Source organism: Actinomadura litoris (assembly GCF_009733595.1).
Classification (GTDB): domain Bacteria; phylum Actinomycetota; class Actinomycetes; order Streptosporangiales; family Streptosporangiaceae; genus Spirillospora; species Spirillospora litoris.
On record NZ_WOFH01000003.1, the window covers coordinates 46,139 to 59,872 of the forward strand.

Consider the following 13,734-nt stretch of genomic DNA (forward strand, 5'->3'; position numbering starts at 1 on the left):
GCTCACGGTATGTAGTTGTTACCCCGGAAATCGACCGGTAACGGCGACACGTGCGGCGGGGTGGTGGCGGACGCGCCGGAGGGGAGGTACCGTCGGCCATCGTGAGCCCCGTCCGCACTTGCTCCCGCACCGCCTGCAAGGCGCCAGCAGTCTTCACGCTCACGTACGTCTACCGTGACTCCACCGCGGTCCTGGGGCCGCTCGCCACGTACGCCGAGCCCCACTGCTACGACCTGTGCGCGGAGCATTCCGAGCGGCTCACCGCCCCGATGGGGTGGGAGCTGGTGCGCCTCCCCGTCGAGGAGGAGAGCGAGCCCAGCGCCGACGACCTGGAGGCCCTCGCCGACGCCGTCCGCGAGGCCGCGCGGCCCGCGCCGGGCCCCGGGCAGGAGCCCGTCGGCCAGGGCACCGAGGTCGGCCGCCGCGGGCACCTGCGGGTGCTGCGCTCCGAGCCCGCGGGCACGCAGCCGCAGGAGTGAACCCCCAAGCCGGAGGCGGGGCGGGTGGCGCCCGCCTTTCCCGGTAGGCTCGGGAAAATCCCCCTCGCGACAACACTCGGACAGGGAGCAGGAGTGGGCGACCTCGCCAAGATCTTCAAGGCGTATGACATCCGGGGCGTCGTACCCGACGAACTGGACGCCGAGACCGCCGAGGCGATCGGCGCGGCCTTCGTCCGCGTGACGGGGGCGGACTCCGTCGTCACCGCCCACGACATGCGGGCCTCCTCGGTGCCGCTCGCCGAGGCGTTCGCGCGCGGCGCGACGTCCCAGGGCGCGGACGTGGTCGAGGCCGGGCTCGGCTCCACCGACCTCCTCTACTACGCCAGCGGCAGCCTCGAACTGCCCGGCGCGATGTTCACCGCGAGCCACAACCCGGCGAAGTACAACGGGCTGAAGCTGTGCCGCTCCGGCGCGCGCCCGGTCGGCCGCGACACCGGCCTCACCGAGATCCGCGAACTGGTGGAGAAGGGCGTGCCCGCCCACGACGGCCCCGCCGGGACGGTGACGCGCCGCGACCTCCTCCAGGGCTACGCCGACCACCTCAAGACCCTCGTCGACCTGTCGGGGATCCGCCCGCTCAAGGTGGTCGTGGACGCGGGCAACGGCATGGGCGGCCACACCGTCCCGTCGGTGTTCGCGGGCCTGCCGATCGACCTCGTGCCGCTCTACTTCGAGCTGGACGGCACCTTCCCCAACCACGAGGCCAACCCGATCGAGCCCGCGAACCTCCGCGACCTCCAGGCGAAGGTCCGCGAGGTCGGCGCCGACCTCGGGCTCGCCTTCGACGGCGACGCCGACCGCTGCTTCGCGGTGGACGAGCGCGGCGAGATCGTCTCCCCGTCCGCGATCACCGCGCTGGTCGCGACCCGGGAGCTGGCCAAGCACCCCGGCTCCTCGATCGTGCACAACCTGATCACCTCGAAGGCCGTGCCCGAGATCGTCGCCGAGAGCGGCGGCACCCCGGTGCGGACGCGCGTCGGCCACTCCTTCATCAAGCAGACGATGGCCGAGACCGGCGCGGTGTTCGGCGGCGAGCACTCGGCGCACTTCTACTTCCGCGACTTCTGGTTCGCCGACTCGGGGATGCTCGCGGCGCTGCACGTCCTCGCCGCGCTCGGCGGGCAGGACGCCCCGCTGTCGGAGCTGCTCGGCGAGTACACGCGCTACGCCGCGTCCGGCGAGATCAACAGCGAGGTCGCCGACCAGGCGGCCGCCACCGGCCGCGTGCGCGCCGCGTTCGCCGCGCGACCGGGAGTTACCATTGACGAACTCGACGGCCTCACCGTCGCGGACGAGTCGCAGGGGTGGTGGTTCAACCTGCGGCCGTCCAACACCGAACCGCTGCTCCGGCTGAACGCCGAGGCGGCCGACGACCGGGCCGTGACGGCCATCCGCGACGAGGTGCTGGCCATCGTGAGGGAGAAGTGACGCCGCACATGAGCATGAAGATCGACTCCTGGCTGCTGGAGATCCTCGCCTGCCCGAACTGCGGCGGCGGCCTGCGCGCCGACGAGGACGCGGCCGAGCTGGTGTGCACCGGCTCGTGCGGCTACGCCTACCCGGTCCGCGACGACATCCCCGTCCTCCTCGTCGACGAGGCGCGGACGCCCGCACCGTGAACCCCGGCCGGCTGGAGGAGGCCGAAAAGATCGAGGCCGCCGACCCCGGCGGCATGCTGCGGCAGGTGGCCTCCTCGGCCGCGCAGGTGCGGGAGGCGCGCCGCGCGGCGGCGGAGGCGGGCGTCGACGGCCTCGCCGAGGACGGGCGCCCCCGCGCGATCGTCGTCGCCGGCATGGGCGGCTCGGGCATCTCCGGGGACGTGCTGGCCGCCGTGTGCGGCATCGGCTGCCCCGTCCCGATGACGACCGTGCGCGGCTACCGGCTGCCCGGCTGGGTGGGCGCCGCCGACCTCGTCATCGCCGTGTCGTGCTCGGGCGAGACCGAGGAGACCCTCGCGCTCGCCGCCGAGGCCGCCCGGCGCGGCTGCCGCCTGCTGTTCGTCGGCGCGGGCGGCTCGCCGCTCGCCGACCTGGCCGAGCAGACCCGCGCGCTGTTCGTCCCCGTCCGCTCGGTGGGGCAGCCGCGCTCCACGCTGTGGGGGCTGACGGTCCCGCTGCTGCTCGCGGCCCGCTCGCTCGGCCTCACCGACCTCCCCGACGCGGTGCTGGAGTCCACCGCGACCCTGCTGGAGGACGTCGCGCACCGCTGCCGCCCGGCGAGCGAGCCGTTCGTCAACCCCGCCAAGCGGGTCGCGCTCGACCTCGCGGGCGACGTGCCGCTGGTGTGGGGCTCCTCCGCGCTCGCGGGCGCCGCCGCCCACCGGCTGACCTGCCAGCTCAACGAGAACGCGAAGTACCCGGCGGTCTTCGGCGAGATCCCCGAGGCCGACCACAACCAGGTGATGGCCTTCGACGGCTTCTTCGCCCGCACCGCGTCCGCGCCCGAGCCCGGCTCGCTCGACCCCGAGGACTTCTTCCGCGACCGCTCCGACGATCCCGAGCACGGCCTGCACCTGGTCATGCTGAGCGACGTCGACGAGCATCCGCAGGTGCGCAAGCGGCGCGAGGCGTCGGTCGCGATGGCGCGCGACCGGGGCGTCGCGGTCACCGAGCTGGGCGCCGAGGGCGCCCATCCGCTGGAGCGGATCGCGTCGCTGATCGCGCTCGGGGACTATGTCACGGTTTACTTGGCCATCGCCCTGGGCGTCGACCCCACACCGGTGCCCGCCATTCAAGAGCTCAAAGCGAGGATTGCGTAGATGAGTGCTGAGGGTGGAACGAAGGCCATCATCGCCGCGCTGGCCGCCAACCTCGGGATCGCCGCGTCGAAGTTCGTCGCGTTCGTGTTCACGGGTTCGTCGTCGATGCTCGCCGAGTCGATCCACTCGGTCGCCGACTCGGGGAACCAGGCACTGCTGCTGCTCGGCCGCAAGCGGTCCGAGCGCGACCGGACCCCCAAGCATCCGTTCGGCTACGGACGGGAACGCTACTTCTACGCGTTCCTCGTGGCGGTCGTCCTGTTCACCGTCGGCTCGGCGTTCTCGCTGTACGAGGGGTACCACAAGGTGTCCCACCCCGAGGAGGTGAAGTCGCCGGCGTGGGCGTTCGCCGTCCTGATCATCGCGATCGGGCTGGAGGGCTTCTCGTTCCGCACGGCGATCAAGGAGTCGAACGCGCTGCGCGGCGACAAGTCGTGGTGGGCGTTCATCCGCCGCGCCAAGGCGCCCGAGCTGCCCGTCGTCCTACTGGAGGACCTCGCCGCGCTCGTCGGCCTCGTCCTCGCGCTGGCCGGCGTGTCGATGGCCGTGGCCACCGGCGACGGGGTCTGGGACGGTGTGGGCACCGTCGCGATCGGCGTGCTGCTCGCCGTGGTCGCGACGATCCTTTCGATCGAGACCAAGAGCCTGCTGATCGGCGAGGGCGCCGACCCCGAGCAGCAGGAGCGGATCGTCGCGGCGCTGGAGTCGGTCGACGAGGTCGACCACGTCATCCACATGCGGACCGAGTACGTCGGCCCCGAGGAGCTGCTGATCGCCGCGAAGATCGCCGTCTACCACGACGACACGGCGGCGGAGGTCGCGCGCGGCATCGACGCCGCCGAGGCGAAGGTCCGGTCGCTGATCCCGGAGGCGCAGCTCATCTACCTGGAGCCCGCGCTCGACGAGGCGTACCGCAAGAACGCCGCCCCAACGGGGAACGCCTCGTCGGAGAGTCCCACGTCCTCCTGACGGAGGCGCGGCGGACGTTCGCACGGGATCCCTCGCCGGGCGGCCGACGACGTGCCGGTCGACCCCAGCCCAGGCAAGACCGGCGAGTGCCTCCGGGGAGGCGGTACCACGGCCGTCCGGCGAGGTGCTTCCCATGCTCCCCGCCCGGACCCCTGAGCCGGGCGGTTCTGGTGTGACCGCGGCAGCCCCACCGAACCCCCTACGTCGGTGCGGCCGCCTTCGCGGTCACGATTAAGACACTACGTTCGCGCTGGTCCCTCGGGCGTCCGCCAAAAGGAGGGAAACCGGGTCGTCCTCCAGGGGGATCCCGCCTCCTCGCATAGCCCCGCATGGTGAGGTGACCTCCTCCACCCAGCGGTCAGTATGGAGGGGTGACCAGCGACGACCACACCGACAAGGCCCGGCCGGCGCCCGATCCCGCGGGGTTCGGCCCCGCCATCGCGCATCACGCGTGGCGGCTGTCCGGCCGGATCGTGGCGGGCGTGGGGCAGCTCCTCCTGTGGATCCTCACCGGACTCGGCAGGCTCCTGCGCCCGGCGGCGGCCCGCCTCACCGGCCGCCTGACGGGCGCCTCGCGCCCCGCGCCCGGCGGCGGGGCCACCGCGCCGCTGCCCCGGTGGCTCGACGCCTGGGGCGAGATCACCGGCTCCTGGTACTTCGCGCCGCTGACCGGCCTCGCCCTCACCATCGCCGCGCTGGCGGAGCTGGCGCCGAGCGCCGGCACGCCGCTGAGCCTCGCGGGCGGGTTCGCGGTCGCCTCGACACTCCCGCTCGTCTGGCGCCGCGAGTACCTGCGCCCGGTCGCGGCGGTGGCGCTCGGCGCGTTCGCCGCCGGGCTGCTCACCGGGCAGGTACTGCTGATCACCACGACGTTCGGCGCGCTCTACACGCTGTTCGCGCTCGGCCGGCAGCTGCCCCGGCAGTCGGCGGGCGTCCTCGCGGTGGGCTCGGTCGCGACCGTCGCCGTCGTGTACGTCGCGACCTCGACGCTGGACGACGTGCCCTGGCCGGCGCCGATCGTCGCCGTGCTCGCCGCGATCGGCCTCGGCGACGCGCGCCGCGTCGTGGAGACCGCCGGGCGCACCGAGGCCGAGGCCGAGGAGCGCACCAACGAGACCCTCACCCGGCTGATCGCCGTCCAGCGGGAGCAGGCGGTGATGCGCGAGCGCGCCAGCATCGCCCGCGAGCTGCACGACGTCGTCGCGCACTCCGTCTCCATGATCGCGGTGCAGGCGGAGACCGCCCCCTACACGATGCAGGACCTCTCGCCCGAGGCGCGCGCCGGCTACACCGAGATCGCCAAGACGGCGCGGGAGGCGCTGGTGGAGATGCGGCGGCTGCTCAGCGTGCTGCGCGCCGACGCCAAGCCCGAGCCCGACGCGGTCACCACCCCGCAGCCCCGGCTGGACCGGCTGCCCGACCTGATCGACCAGCACCGCGGCGCGGGCGGCGCCGTCGACCTCGCCGTGCACGGCGACCCGCGCACGCTGTCGACGACCGTGGAGCTGTCGGCGTACCGGATCGTCCAGGAGGCGCTGACGAACGCGCGCCGCCACGCGCCCGGCGCCGGCGTCCACGTCGACCTGACGTTCCTGCCGGACCGGCTGGCCGTCCGGGTCCGCGACGACGGCGCGTCCGCGCGGACGATGGTCCTGCCCCCCGGCATCGCCGGGACGCCCGGCGATGATCCAGCGGGACCGACCCGGTTCGACACCACGTCAGGGCCGATCTCCGGACCCGCGCCCGAGTCCGGTGGCGGACATGGCCTCGTCGGCATGCGCGAACGTGCGACCATGCTGGGCGGACGGTTCTCCGCCGGGCCCGCCACCGAGGGCGGGTTCCTGGTGGAGGCCGAGCTTCCGCTCAACAGGGAGGAGTCGGCCGATGGGGGACGACGCGCGCGCGGGTAGGGACCGGCTGCGGTGATCAAGGTGATGATCGTCGACGACCAGACGATCGTGCGGGCGGGGTTCGCCGCGCTGCTCGCCTCCCAGGACGACATCACCGTCGTCGGCGAGGCCGGCGACGGGCGCGAGGCGGTCCGGCTGGCCGAGCGGGGCCGCCCCGACGTGGTCGTCATGGACATCCGCATGCCCGGCATGGACGGCATCGAGGCCACCCGCCGCATCCTCGCGCTGCCCGGCGCCGAGAACGTGCGGGTCCTGGTGCTGACCACCTTCGACGTCGACGAGTACGTCTACGAGGCGCTCGCCGTCGGCGCCAGCGGCTTCCTGCTGAAGGACGCGACCGCCGAGGAGCTGGTCGCGGCCGTGCACATCGTGGCGCGCGGCGACTCGCTGCTCGCCCCGCAGGTCACCGGGCGGCTCATCCGCGAGTTCACCAAGCAGCGGCGCGGCCGTCCGCAGGCGCCCTCGGAGCTGTCCACGCTGACGGCCCGGGAGAGCGAGGTCCTCGTGCTCATCGCGGGCGGCCTGTCCAACGGCGAGATCGCGCAGCGGCTGGTGGTGAGCGAGCACACCGTCAAGACCCACGTGGCCCGCGTGTTCACCAAGCTCGGCCTCCGCGACCGCGCCCAGGCCGTCATGCTCGCCTACGAGTCCGGGGTGGTCGTCCCCGGCGAGTCCGCCGCCGGCTAGCGGCGGCGGAGCAGGCGCAGCGCCTTCTCCTTCTCGAAGTCGAGCGCGCGGGTGGGCGGCGCCGAGAGCCGTCCGATGCGCTCGCCCAGCTCGCGGACGTGCGCCTGCACCTGCGGCTCGGCCAGCACCCGCAGCCCGAACGCCAGCTCCGCCGGGCCGATGTCGTAGCGCTTCTCCAGCGCCAGGGCGAGCGCCACCGCGCGCAGCTCCGCGTCCCCGAACCGCCGGTGCCCGTTCGCGCGCCGGACACCCCCGCCCGGCAGCGCCGACTCCCGGGTCGTGGGCAGCAGCCCGAGCGTCTCCCGGTAGCGGAGCATGCGGGGCGAGGTACCGAGCCGCCGGGCGGCCTCCGTGATGCGCATGAGCCGATTCTGACAAATTTGTGTCAGGAAGTCGCCCCCGACGATGCCGAACCGGCTTCGCCCGCCATAGACTCGCGGCCGGACGCCAACACGGGCACACGCGGACCAAGGAGCAACGTAAGCATGGACTACAAGGTCGCCGACCTTTCGCTGGCCGACTTCGGGCGCCGGGAGATCCGGCTCGCCGAGCACGAGATGCCCGGCCTGATGGCCGTGCGCAACGAGTACTCCACCGCCCAGCCGCTGCGCGGCGCCAAGATCATGGGCTCCCTGCACATGACGATCCAGACGGCCGTGCTGATCGAGACCCTCGTGGAGCTCGGCGCCGACGTCCGCTGGGTGTCCTGCAACATCTTCTCCACCCAGGACCACGCCGCCGCGGCCATCGTCGTCGGCAAGGAGGGCACCGCCGAGAACCCGCAGGGCGTCCCGGTGTTCGCCTGGAAGGGCGAGACGCTCGACGAGTACTGGTGGTGCACCGACCAGGCCCTGCGCTGGCCCGACGGCTCCGGCCCCAACATGATCCTGGACGACGGCGGCGACGCGACCCTGCTCGTCCACAAGGGCGCCGAGTACGAGAAGGCCGGCGCCGTGCCGACCGCCTCCGAGGACGACCCCGAGGAGTGGGGCATCATCCTGGAGACCCTCCGCCGCACGATCGCCGAGAAGCCCGGCCGCTGGACCGCCACCGCCGCCGAGATCAAGGGCGTCACCGAGGAGACCACCACCGGCGTCCACCGCCTCTACGAGATGGCCAAGGCCGGCACGCTCGCCTTCCCGGCCATCAACGTCAACGACTCGGTCACCAAGTCGAAGTTCGACAACAAGTACGGCTGCCGCCACTCGGTCATCGACGGCCTCAACCGCGCCACCGACGTCCTCATCGGCGGCAAGGTCGCCGTCGTCTGCGGCTACGGCGACGTCGGCAAGGGCTGCGCCGACGCCCTCAAGGGCCAGGGCGCCCGCGTGATCGTCACCGAGATCGACCCGATCTGCGCGCTCCAGGCCGCCATGGACGGCTTCCAGGTCACCACCCTCGACGACGTCGTCGAGATCGCCGACATCTTCGTCACCACCACCGGCAACTTCAACATCATCACGGCCGCGCACATGGGCCGGATGAAGCACCAGGCGATCGTGTCCAACATCGGGCACTTCGACAACGAGATCGACATGGCCGGCCTCGCCAAGACCGACGGCATCGAGAAGATCGAGATCAAGCCGCAGGTCGCCGAGTGGCGCTTCCCCGACGGCCACTCCATCATCGTCCTCGCCGAGGGCCGCCTGATGAACCTCGGCTGCGCGACGGGCCACCCGTCCTTCGTCATGTCCAACTCCTTCACCAACCAGGTCATCGCGCAGATCGAGCTGTTCACCAAGACCGAGGAGTACCCGGTCGGCGTGTACGTCCTGCCGAAGCACCTCGACGAGAAGGTCGCCCGCCTGCACCTCGACGCCCTCGGCGTCAAGCTCACCGAACTCACCAAGGAGCAGGCCGCCTACATCGGCGTCCACGTGGAGGGCCCCTACAAGCCCGACCACTACCGGTACTGATCGCATCGCCCTCGGCGTCAGGCGCAGAGCGCCTTCCTTCAACGGGCAATGCGCCGATCGCTAGCATCGCTCCGTCTCGCCTGGCGGCTCGCTTCGCGATCAGTTTCTTGCTTCGCTCGAAACTGGCTTCGCACGCGATCGGAGGGTTGGGGTCGTTGCGGGGCTGGGGCGGCGGCTGAGGTAGTTGCAGTGATTAACTGCCGGACGGGGGTTTCCCCGTCCGGCAGTTAGGGTTCGGAAGGGTTGTATGAGCGACGTCTCGGATGTGTCGCTTGCCTATCAGGGCGGCAAGCGGATCGAGTGGGCCGACCGGAGCATGCCCGTGTTGGGGCAGATCCGGGAGCGATTCGCTGCCGAGCGGCCGCTGGAGGGGTGGCGGGTGGCGGCGTGCATGCACGTCACCACCGAGACGGCGTGTCTGATCCGCACCTTGCAGGCGGGGGGCGCCAGTGTGGCGCTCGCCGCGTCCAATCCGCTCTCCACGCAGGACGATGTGGCCGCCGCCCTGGTGCAGGACGACGGCGCCGAGGTGTTCGCGCGGGCCGGGATCGACCGCGAGGGGTACTACGCCCATATCCACCAGGTGCTGGAGACCGGGCCCGATCTCGTCCTGGACGACGGCTGCGACCTCGTCAACACCCTGCACAGCGACCGGACGGATCTGCTCGGCACCGTCAAGGCGGGCTGCGAGCAGACGACGACGGGTGTCATCCGGCTGCACCAGATGGCGCGCGAGGGCGCGCTCAGGTTCCCCGTCGTCGCGGTGAACGACACCGACACCAAGCACATGTTCGACAACCGGTACGGGACGGGCCAGTCCACGCTGGACGGCATCATCCGGGCCACCAACACGCTTCTCGCAGGCAAGACCATCGTGATCGCGGGCTTCGGGTACTGCGGGCGGGGGCTCGCCGAGCGGGCGCGCGGGCTCGGCGCGCGCGTGGTGATCACCGAGATCGACCCGGTCAAGGCGCTGGACGCGGCGCTCCAGGGGTTCTCCGTCCAGCCGATGGCGCAGGCCGCGCCGGACGGGGACGTGTTCATCACCGTCACCGGCAACCGGGACGTGGTGAACGCCGAGCACCTCGCCTCGATGAAGGACGGCGCGATCCTCGCCAACTCCGGGCACTTCGACGTGGAGGTCGACGTCCGCGCGTTGGAGGAACTGGCCGTCGAGGTGCACCACGGCGTCCGTCCGCAGGCCGACGAGTACGTGCTGGCCGACGGCCGGCGGCTGGTGCTGCTGGCCGAGGGGCGGCTGGTCAACCTCGCGGCGGCCGAGGGGCACCCCGCCGCCGTCATGGACATGTCGTTCGCCGACCAGGCGCTGACCTGCGCGTGGCTGGCGACCGCGCACGAGAAGCTGGCCCCGGCCGTCCACGAGGTGCCGCAGGAGATCGACACCGAGGTCGCCCGGCTCAAGCTCGCGTCGATGTCGATCTCCATCGACCTGCTCACGCCCGAGCAGGAGGAGTACCTCCACTCGTGGCGGATGGGTTCCTGAGGGCCCATGCCGACCGGAGCCTACCTCCACCTGGAGGACGGTCTTGAGGAGCGCTTCCGATGCGCGCCGGGGCCCGGCGGCTGGCGCTACACCTCCGAGCGCTCCGACGGCGTCCGGACCGACCTCGTGGTCGACAGCCGGTGGCGGCAGATCCGGGTCGAGGTCGTCACCCCGTCGTGGTGGGTGCGCGGCGGCGTGACCGGGCCCGAGGTCGCCTGGGTGCGCGGGGACGCGGAGCACGGCGAGCGGGCGTCCGGGTTCCTGACCGACTCGCCCGGCTTCCTCGTCGCGATCGCCCATTCGCTCAGGGTCGCCGAGCAGGACGAGGCGGACGTCCGCCTCGTCCGTCTCTCCGGGCCCTCGCTGGCGGCGATCACCGCGACCTGGCGGTGGCGGCTCGCGGGCACCTCGGCCTACCAGAGCGAGACCGAACCGCTTCCCGTCGCCGAGTACGAAATCACCGACCTGTCAACCGGAGAACGCACCGCGTTCCATCTGGCCGGGGACGTCGTGCTGGCCGCTCCGGGAATCGAGCTGACCGAACTGGAATCGGTTCCGAACTTCCTGGTCTAGCGGGCTGCCGGCCGCGCTGAAATTTCACATCCCGTTTGATTGGCGCTGAATCGCGCCCGGGATATGCGGCCCTGACCTGCGTTTTCATCGTGGCGACCTGCGCTGCGCCACTGAAAGTGCGCCCATTGTCATTCGGGCGTGCAGCGGTCATCGTGACGACACCGCATGCGTTCGTGACCCTCCTGAGGAGCCCCCGCCGCGTGCCCAGGCACGCAGATCCGAATGGCAGGTTACCCGTCAATGGTGAATTCCAGCAGACAGCGTTGTCTTCTGGCGGTGCTCGCCGCCGGCGCCCTCGCCGCGGGCGTCCCGAGCACGGCCGGGGCGTCCGCGCCGGCGCCGGTCGAGACCTCCGGCCAGTACATCGTCACCGGTGCGCGCAGCGCCGAGCAGCGCACCCAGGTCGCGCGGACCGGCGCGGCCATCGACCTCCTCCGGGCGGACGGCGTCCAGGTGAGCGCGATCCCGTCCGAGGTCGCCGCGATCCGCAGGCTCGGCTTCACGGTGAGCGCGCCGCTCCCCAAGCCCGCGCCGCAGCCGACGAGGTCGGCGACCTCTTACCACACCTTCGCCGAGACGCAGCAGGAGGTCGACGCGGTCGCCGCCGCGCACCCGCAGATCACGCGCAAGTTCGTCGCGGGCAAGTCCGCGCAGGGCCGCGACATCATCGGCCTCAAGATCAGCGACAACGTGGCCACGGACGAGAACGAGCCCGAGATGCTCGTCATCGCCAACATCCACGCCCGCGAGCGGCTCACCGCCGAGCAGGCCCTGGACTACATCGGCCAGCTCACCGGCGGCTACGGGACCGACAAGCGGATCACCGACCTCGTGAACGAGCGCGAGATCTACGTGATGCCGATGGTCAACCCCGACGGCCAGGTCTACGACATGACCAGCGACACCCAGCCGGGCCGGATGTGGCGCAAGAACCGGGTGGGGTCGGGCACCGACCTGAACCGCAACTTCGCCTACAAGTGGGGCTGCTGTGGCGGGTCGTCCACCAGCCCGTCGAGTGAGACCTACCGCGGCACCGGGCCCGAGTCGGCCCCGGAGACCAAGGTCATCGCGAACTTCGTGCGCAGCCGCGTGGTCGGCGGCAAGCAGCAGCTCAAGATGTTCCTGGACGTCCACTCGGTGGCGCAGCTCGTGCTGTGGCCGTTCGGCTACACGATGAACAACACCGTCCCGGGCTCGATGGACGCCGACGACGAGGCCGCCCACCGCACGATCGGGCGCGAGCTCGCCGGGACGAACGGGTTCACGCCCGAGCAGTCCAGTGACCTGTACATCACCGATGGCACGACCGACGACTGGACGTGGGGCGAGTACCGCATCTTCTCCTACACGTTCGAGCTCGGCGGCGGGAGCTTCTACCCGCCCCCCTCGGCCATCGACAGTGAGGTGCGGCGCAGCCGCGAGGCGATGCTGCGCCTGACCGCCTATGCCGACTGCCCCTACCGGGCCATCGGCAAGGAGGACAAGTACTGCGCGGCCTGATCGGACGCCTGCCGCGTGGCCCCAGACGGCCCCTGGACCGGTCGCAGAGCCGGTTCCAGGGGTCGTTTCAGGGGGCGCGGGCGTCCCGTTCGGCCCTTCCGAGTCCGGTGAGAGGTGAGGGTGGTGTGCCGGCGTAACGGGTGCCGGGGGACGCGATCCCGGTTGGACCGCTCCTTTCGGTGCGGTGCCGCCGCGCCGCGGCAGGGTTCCCCGTGGTGCAGGAGATCGTGGTGGACGGCCCGGCGCCGCGCCGGCGGACCCGGGGGAAGGCGGCTCTGGTCGGGCTGCCCGTACCGCCGCTGACGCGTCCCGGGTGTCAGGGCCGCTGCGGCGGTACGGGGTACTGGCCGGTCGGGTATTGGCCGGTCGGGTACTGGCCCTGTGGCGGGCCGGGCGGCGGGCCCTGCGGCAGGACGCCCTGGTACGGGCCCGCGCCGTAGTTCGGCGGCGGGAGGAAGCGCGGCTGGCCCGGCCCGGGAGCGCTGAACGGCGGCGGCATCGGAGGGCCCTGCGGGACGGGCGCCACCGGCGGACCCCCGGCCATCGCCATGGCGGGAACCGGCGCCGGGGCCGCGCCGGGCGGCTGCTCGCTCTGCCCGAGGCGGCGTAGCCGGGCGGCGCGGCGCTGGGCGAGGCGCCACTCCTCGCGGCGGCGGCGCTCGGCGAGGATCGCCGACAGCAGGATCTCCGGCCGGACGCGTCCCGGCGGCGGGGGGCTCACCACCACGGCCACCTGGTCGGCGATGCGCTGCCCCAGCGAGTCGCGGACGTCCGGACGCAGCTCCCAGAAGCGCGAGAGGTACTGCCGCGCCGTCATCGCCAGCTCGTCGGACAGCATCGACAGCTCCAGCGTCCGCGCCCACCCGGCGAGCTGCGGCGGCATCACCGCGACCGGCCCGAACACCGACGAGGGCACCCGCTCCTGGATGACGATCGTCCCGGCGAACAGGTCGCCGAGCCGCTTGCCGCGCTTGCTGCACAGCGAGGCGATCAGCGCGGGCGCGCTGTAGAGCGTCCAGAACTCGATGAACCCGGCGAGCGCCCGCACGAGCGCCTGCCGGAACCGGATCGGCCCGCCGTCGTCGGCGACGACGCGCAGCCCGGCCGCGAGCTTGCCGAGCGTCCGGCCGCGCGAGAGCGTCTCGAACGCGCACGGGTAGCCGACGATCACCGCCACCACGCAGGCCAGGCTGAGGCCGGTCGTCCACGCGTCGTCGGCGCCCGCCGTCGCCATCGACACGCCCACGATCAGGATGTTCATGATCACTAGCTGGAACAGCAGGTCGAGCAGCACGGCGCAGCCACGGCTGGCCAGCCGCGCGACACGGATGTCGAGCGCGACGGCCTCGCCGGTGACGAGTTCGGCCATGTCCTGTTCCTCCAATGCCGGGGCACGTCTATTTTGCCGGTTCGGCGG

13 protein-coding genes are annotated in these 13,734 nt (G+C 72.2%); 11 read left to right on the plus strand and 2 right to left on the minus strand.

The features are described from left to right. Nucleotides 1-101 precede the first annotated feature (101 nt). The 7 genes from GNZ18_RS08305 to GNZ18_RS08335 all read left to right on the plus strand — a co-directional run bounded on the left by GNZ18_RS08305 (nucleotide 102) and on the right by GNZ18_RS08335 (nucleotide 6,824). Entirely contained in the window at nucleotides 102-479 is a 378-nt protein-coding gene (locus GNZ18_RS08305) for a DUF3499 domain-containing protein (protein ID WP_214618398.1), read from the plus strand. A gap of 93 nt (nucleotides 480-572) precedes the next feature. After that, the gene (locus GNZ18_RS08310; protein WP_214618399.1) at nucleotides 573-1,928 is read left to right on the plus strand and encodes a phosphomannomutase/phosphoglucomutase; all 1,356 of its coding nucleotides are present in this window, start codon (nucleotides 573-575) and stop codon (nucleotides 1,926-1,928) included. An 8-nt stretch (nucleotides 1,929-1,936) separates the two neighbouring features. Further along, entirely contained in the window at nucleotides 1,937-2,119 is a 183-nt protein-coding gene (locus GNZ18_RS08315) for a Trm112 family protein (protein WP_156215708.1), read from the plus strand. Beyond that, on the plus strand, nucleotides 2,116-3,258 hold the full coding sequence (locus tag GNZ18_RS08320; RefSeq protein ID WP_312874378.1) for an SIS domain-containing protein: 1,143 nt from the start codon (nucleotides 2,116-2,118) through the stop codon (nucleotides 3,256-3,258). The genes GNZ18_RS08315 and GNZ18_RS08320 overlap by 4 nt, the downstream gene beginning before the upstream one ends. Next, a complete protein-coding gene (locus tag GNZ18_RS08325; protein ID WP_156215709.1) occupies nucleotides 3,259-4,227 on the plus strand; it encodes a cation diffusion facilitator family transporter in 969 nt (322 codons plus the stop codon). Nucleotides 4,228-4,598: 371 nt separating this feature from the next. After that, on the plus strand, nucleotides 4,599-6,137 hold the full coding sequence (locus tag GNZ18_RS43580) for a sensor histidine kinase (RefSeq protein ID WP_312874379.1): 1,539 nt from the start codon (nucleotides 4,599-4,601) through the stop codon (nucleotides 6,135-6,137). A gap of 12 nt (nucleotides 6,138-6,149) precedes the next feature. Continuing rightward, a complete protein-coding gene (locus tag GNZ18_RS08335; protein WP_214618402.1) occupies nucleotides 6,150-6,824 on the plus strand; it encodes a response regulator in 675 nt (224 codons plus the stop codon). On the opposite strand, the gene GNZ18_RS08340 is transcribed toward GNZ18_RS08335, so the two are convergent. Further along, complete coding sequence (locus tag GNZ18_RS08340) at nucleotides 6,821-7,186, minus strand: MerR family transcriptional regulator (RefSeq protein WP_156215710.1); 366 nt, start codon at nucleotides 7,184-7,186, stop codon at nucleotides 6,821-6,823. The genes GNZ18_RS08335 and GNZ18_RS08340 overlap by 4 nt on opposite strands. A 123-nt stretch (nucleotides 7,187-7,309) precedes the next feature. Here GNZ18_RS08340 and ahcY (GNZ18_RS08345) point away from each other — a divergent pair, with 123 nt between their 5' ends. The 4 genes from ahcY (GNZ18_RS08345) to GNZ18_RS08360 all read left to right on the plus strand — a co-directional run bounded on the left by ahcY (GNZ18_RS08345) (nucleotide 7,310) and on the right by GNZ18_RS08360 (nucleotide 12,317). After that, nucleotides 7,310-8,740: an adenosylhomocysteinase gene (gene ahcY / locus GNZ18_RS08345; protein WP_156215711.1), complete on the plus strand. Its 1,431-nt coding sequence runs from the start codon at nucleotides 7,310-7,312 to the stop codon at nucleotides 8,738-8,740. Between the two features lie 247 nt (nucleotides 8,741-8,987). Continuing rightward, nucleotides 8,988-10,244: an adenosylhomocysteinase gene (gene ahcY / locus GNZ18_RS08350; protein WP_156215712.1), complete on the plus strand. Its 1,257-nt coding sequence runs from the start codon at nucleotides 8,988-8,990 to the stop codon at nucleotides 10,242-10,244. A 6-nt stretch (nucleotides 10,245-10,250) separates the two neighbouring features. Continuing rightward, nucleotides 10,251-10,817: a hypothetical protein gene (locus GNZ18_RS08355; RefSeq protein WP_156215713.1), complete on the plus strand. Its 567-nt coding sequence runs from the start codon at nucleotides 10,251-10,253 to the stop codon at nucleotides 10,815-10,817. A 276-nt stretch (nucleotides 10,818-11,093) separates the two neighbouring features. Further along, nucleotides 11,094-12,317: a M14 family metallopeptidase gene (locus GNZ18_RS08360; protein ID WP_308166108.1), complete on the plus strand. Its 1,224-nt coding sequence runs from the start codon at nucleotides 11,094-11,096 to the stop codon at nucleotides 12,315-12,317. Between the two features lie 316 nt (nucleotides 12,318-12,633). On the opposite strand, the gene GNZ18_RS08365 is transcribed toward GNZ18_RS08360, so the two are convergent. Continuing rightward, nucleotides 12,634-13,686, minus strand: a complete 1,053-nt coding sequence (locus GNZ18_RS08365) for an RDD family protein (protein ID WP_156215715.1) — start codon at nucleotides 13,684-13,686, stop codon at nucleotides 12,634-12,636. Nucleotides 13,687-13,734 lie beyond the last annotated feature (48 nt).

Excerpts from the sequence above, each read along its gene's own strand:
- GNZ18_RS08315 (WP_156215708.1), top strand. The coding sequence starts at position 1,937 with ATGAGCATGAAGATCGACTCCTGGCTGCTGGAGATCCTCGCCTGCCCG.
- GNZ18_RS08325 (WP_156215709.1), top strand. The coding sequence starts at position 3,259 with ATGAGTGCTGAGGGTGGAACGAAGGCCATCATCGCCGCGCTGGCCGCC.
- GNZ18_RS08340 (WP_156215710.1), bottom strand. The coding sequence starts at position 7,186 with ATGCGCATCACGGAGGCCGCCCGGCGGCTCGGTACCTCGCCCCGCATG.
- ahcY (WP_156215711.1), top strand. The coding sequence starts at position 7,310 with ATGGACTACAAGGTCGCCGACCTTTCGCTGGCCGACTTCGGGCGCCGG.
- ahcY (WP_156215712.1), top strand. The coding sequence starts at position 8,988 with ATGAGCGACGTCTCGGATGTGTCGCTTGCCTATCAGGGCGGCAAGCGG.
- GNZ18_RS08355 (WP_156215713.1), top strand. The coding sequence starts at position 10,251 with ATGCCGACCGGAGCCTACCTCCACCTGGAGGACGGTCTTGAGGAGCGC.
- GNZ18_RS08365 (WP_156215715.1), bottom strand. The coding sequence starts at position 13,686 with ATGGCCGAACTCGTCACCGGCGAGGCCGTCGCGCTCGACATCCGTGTC.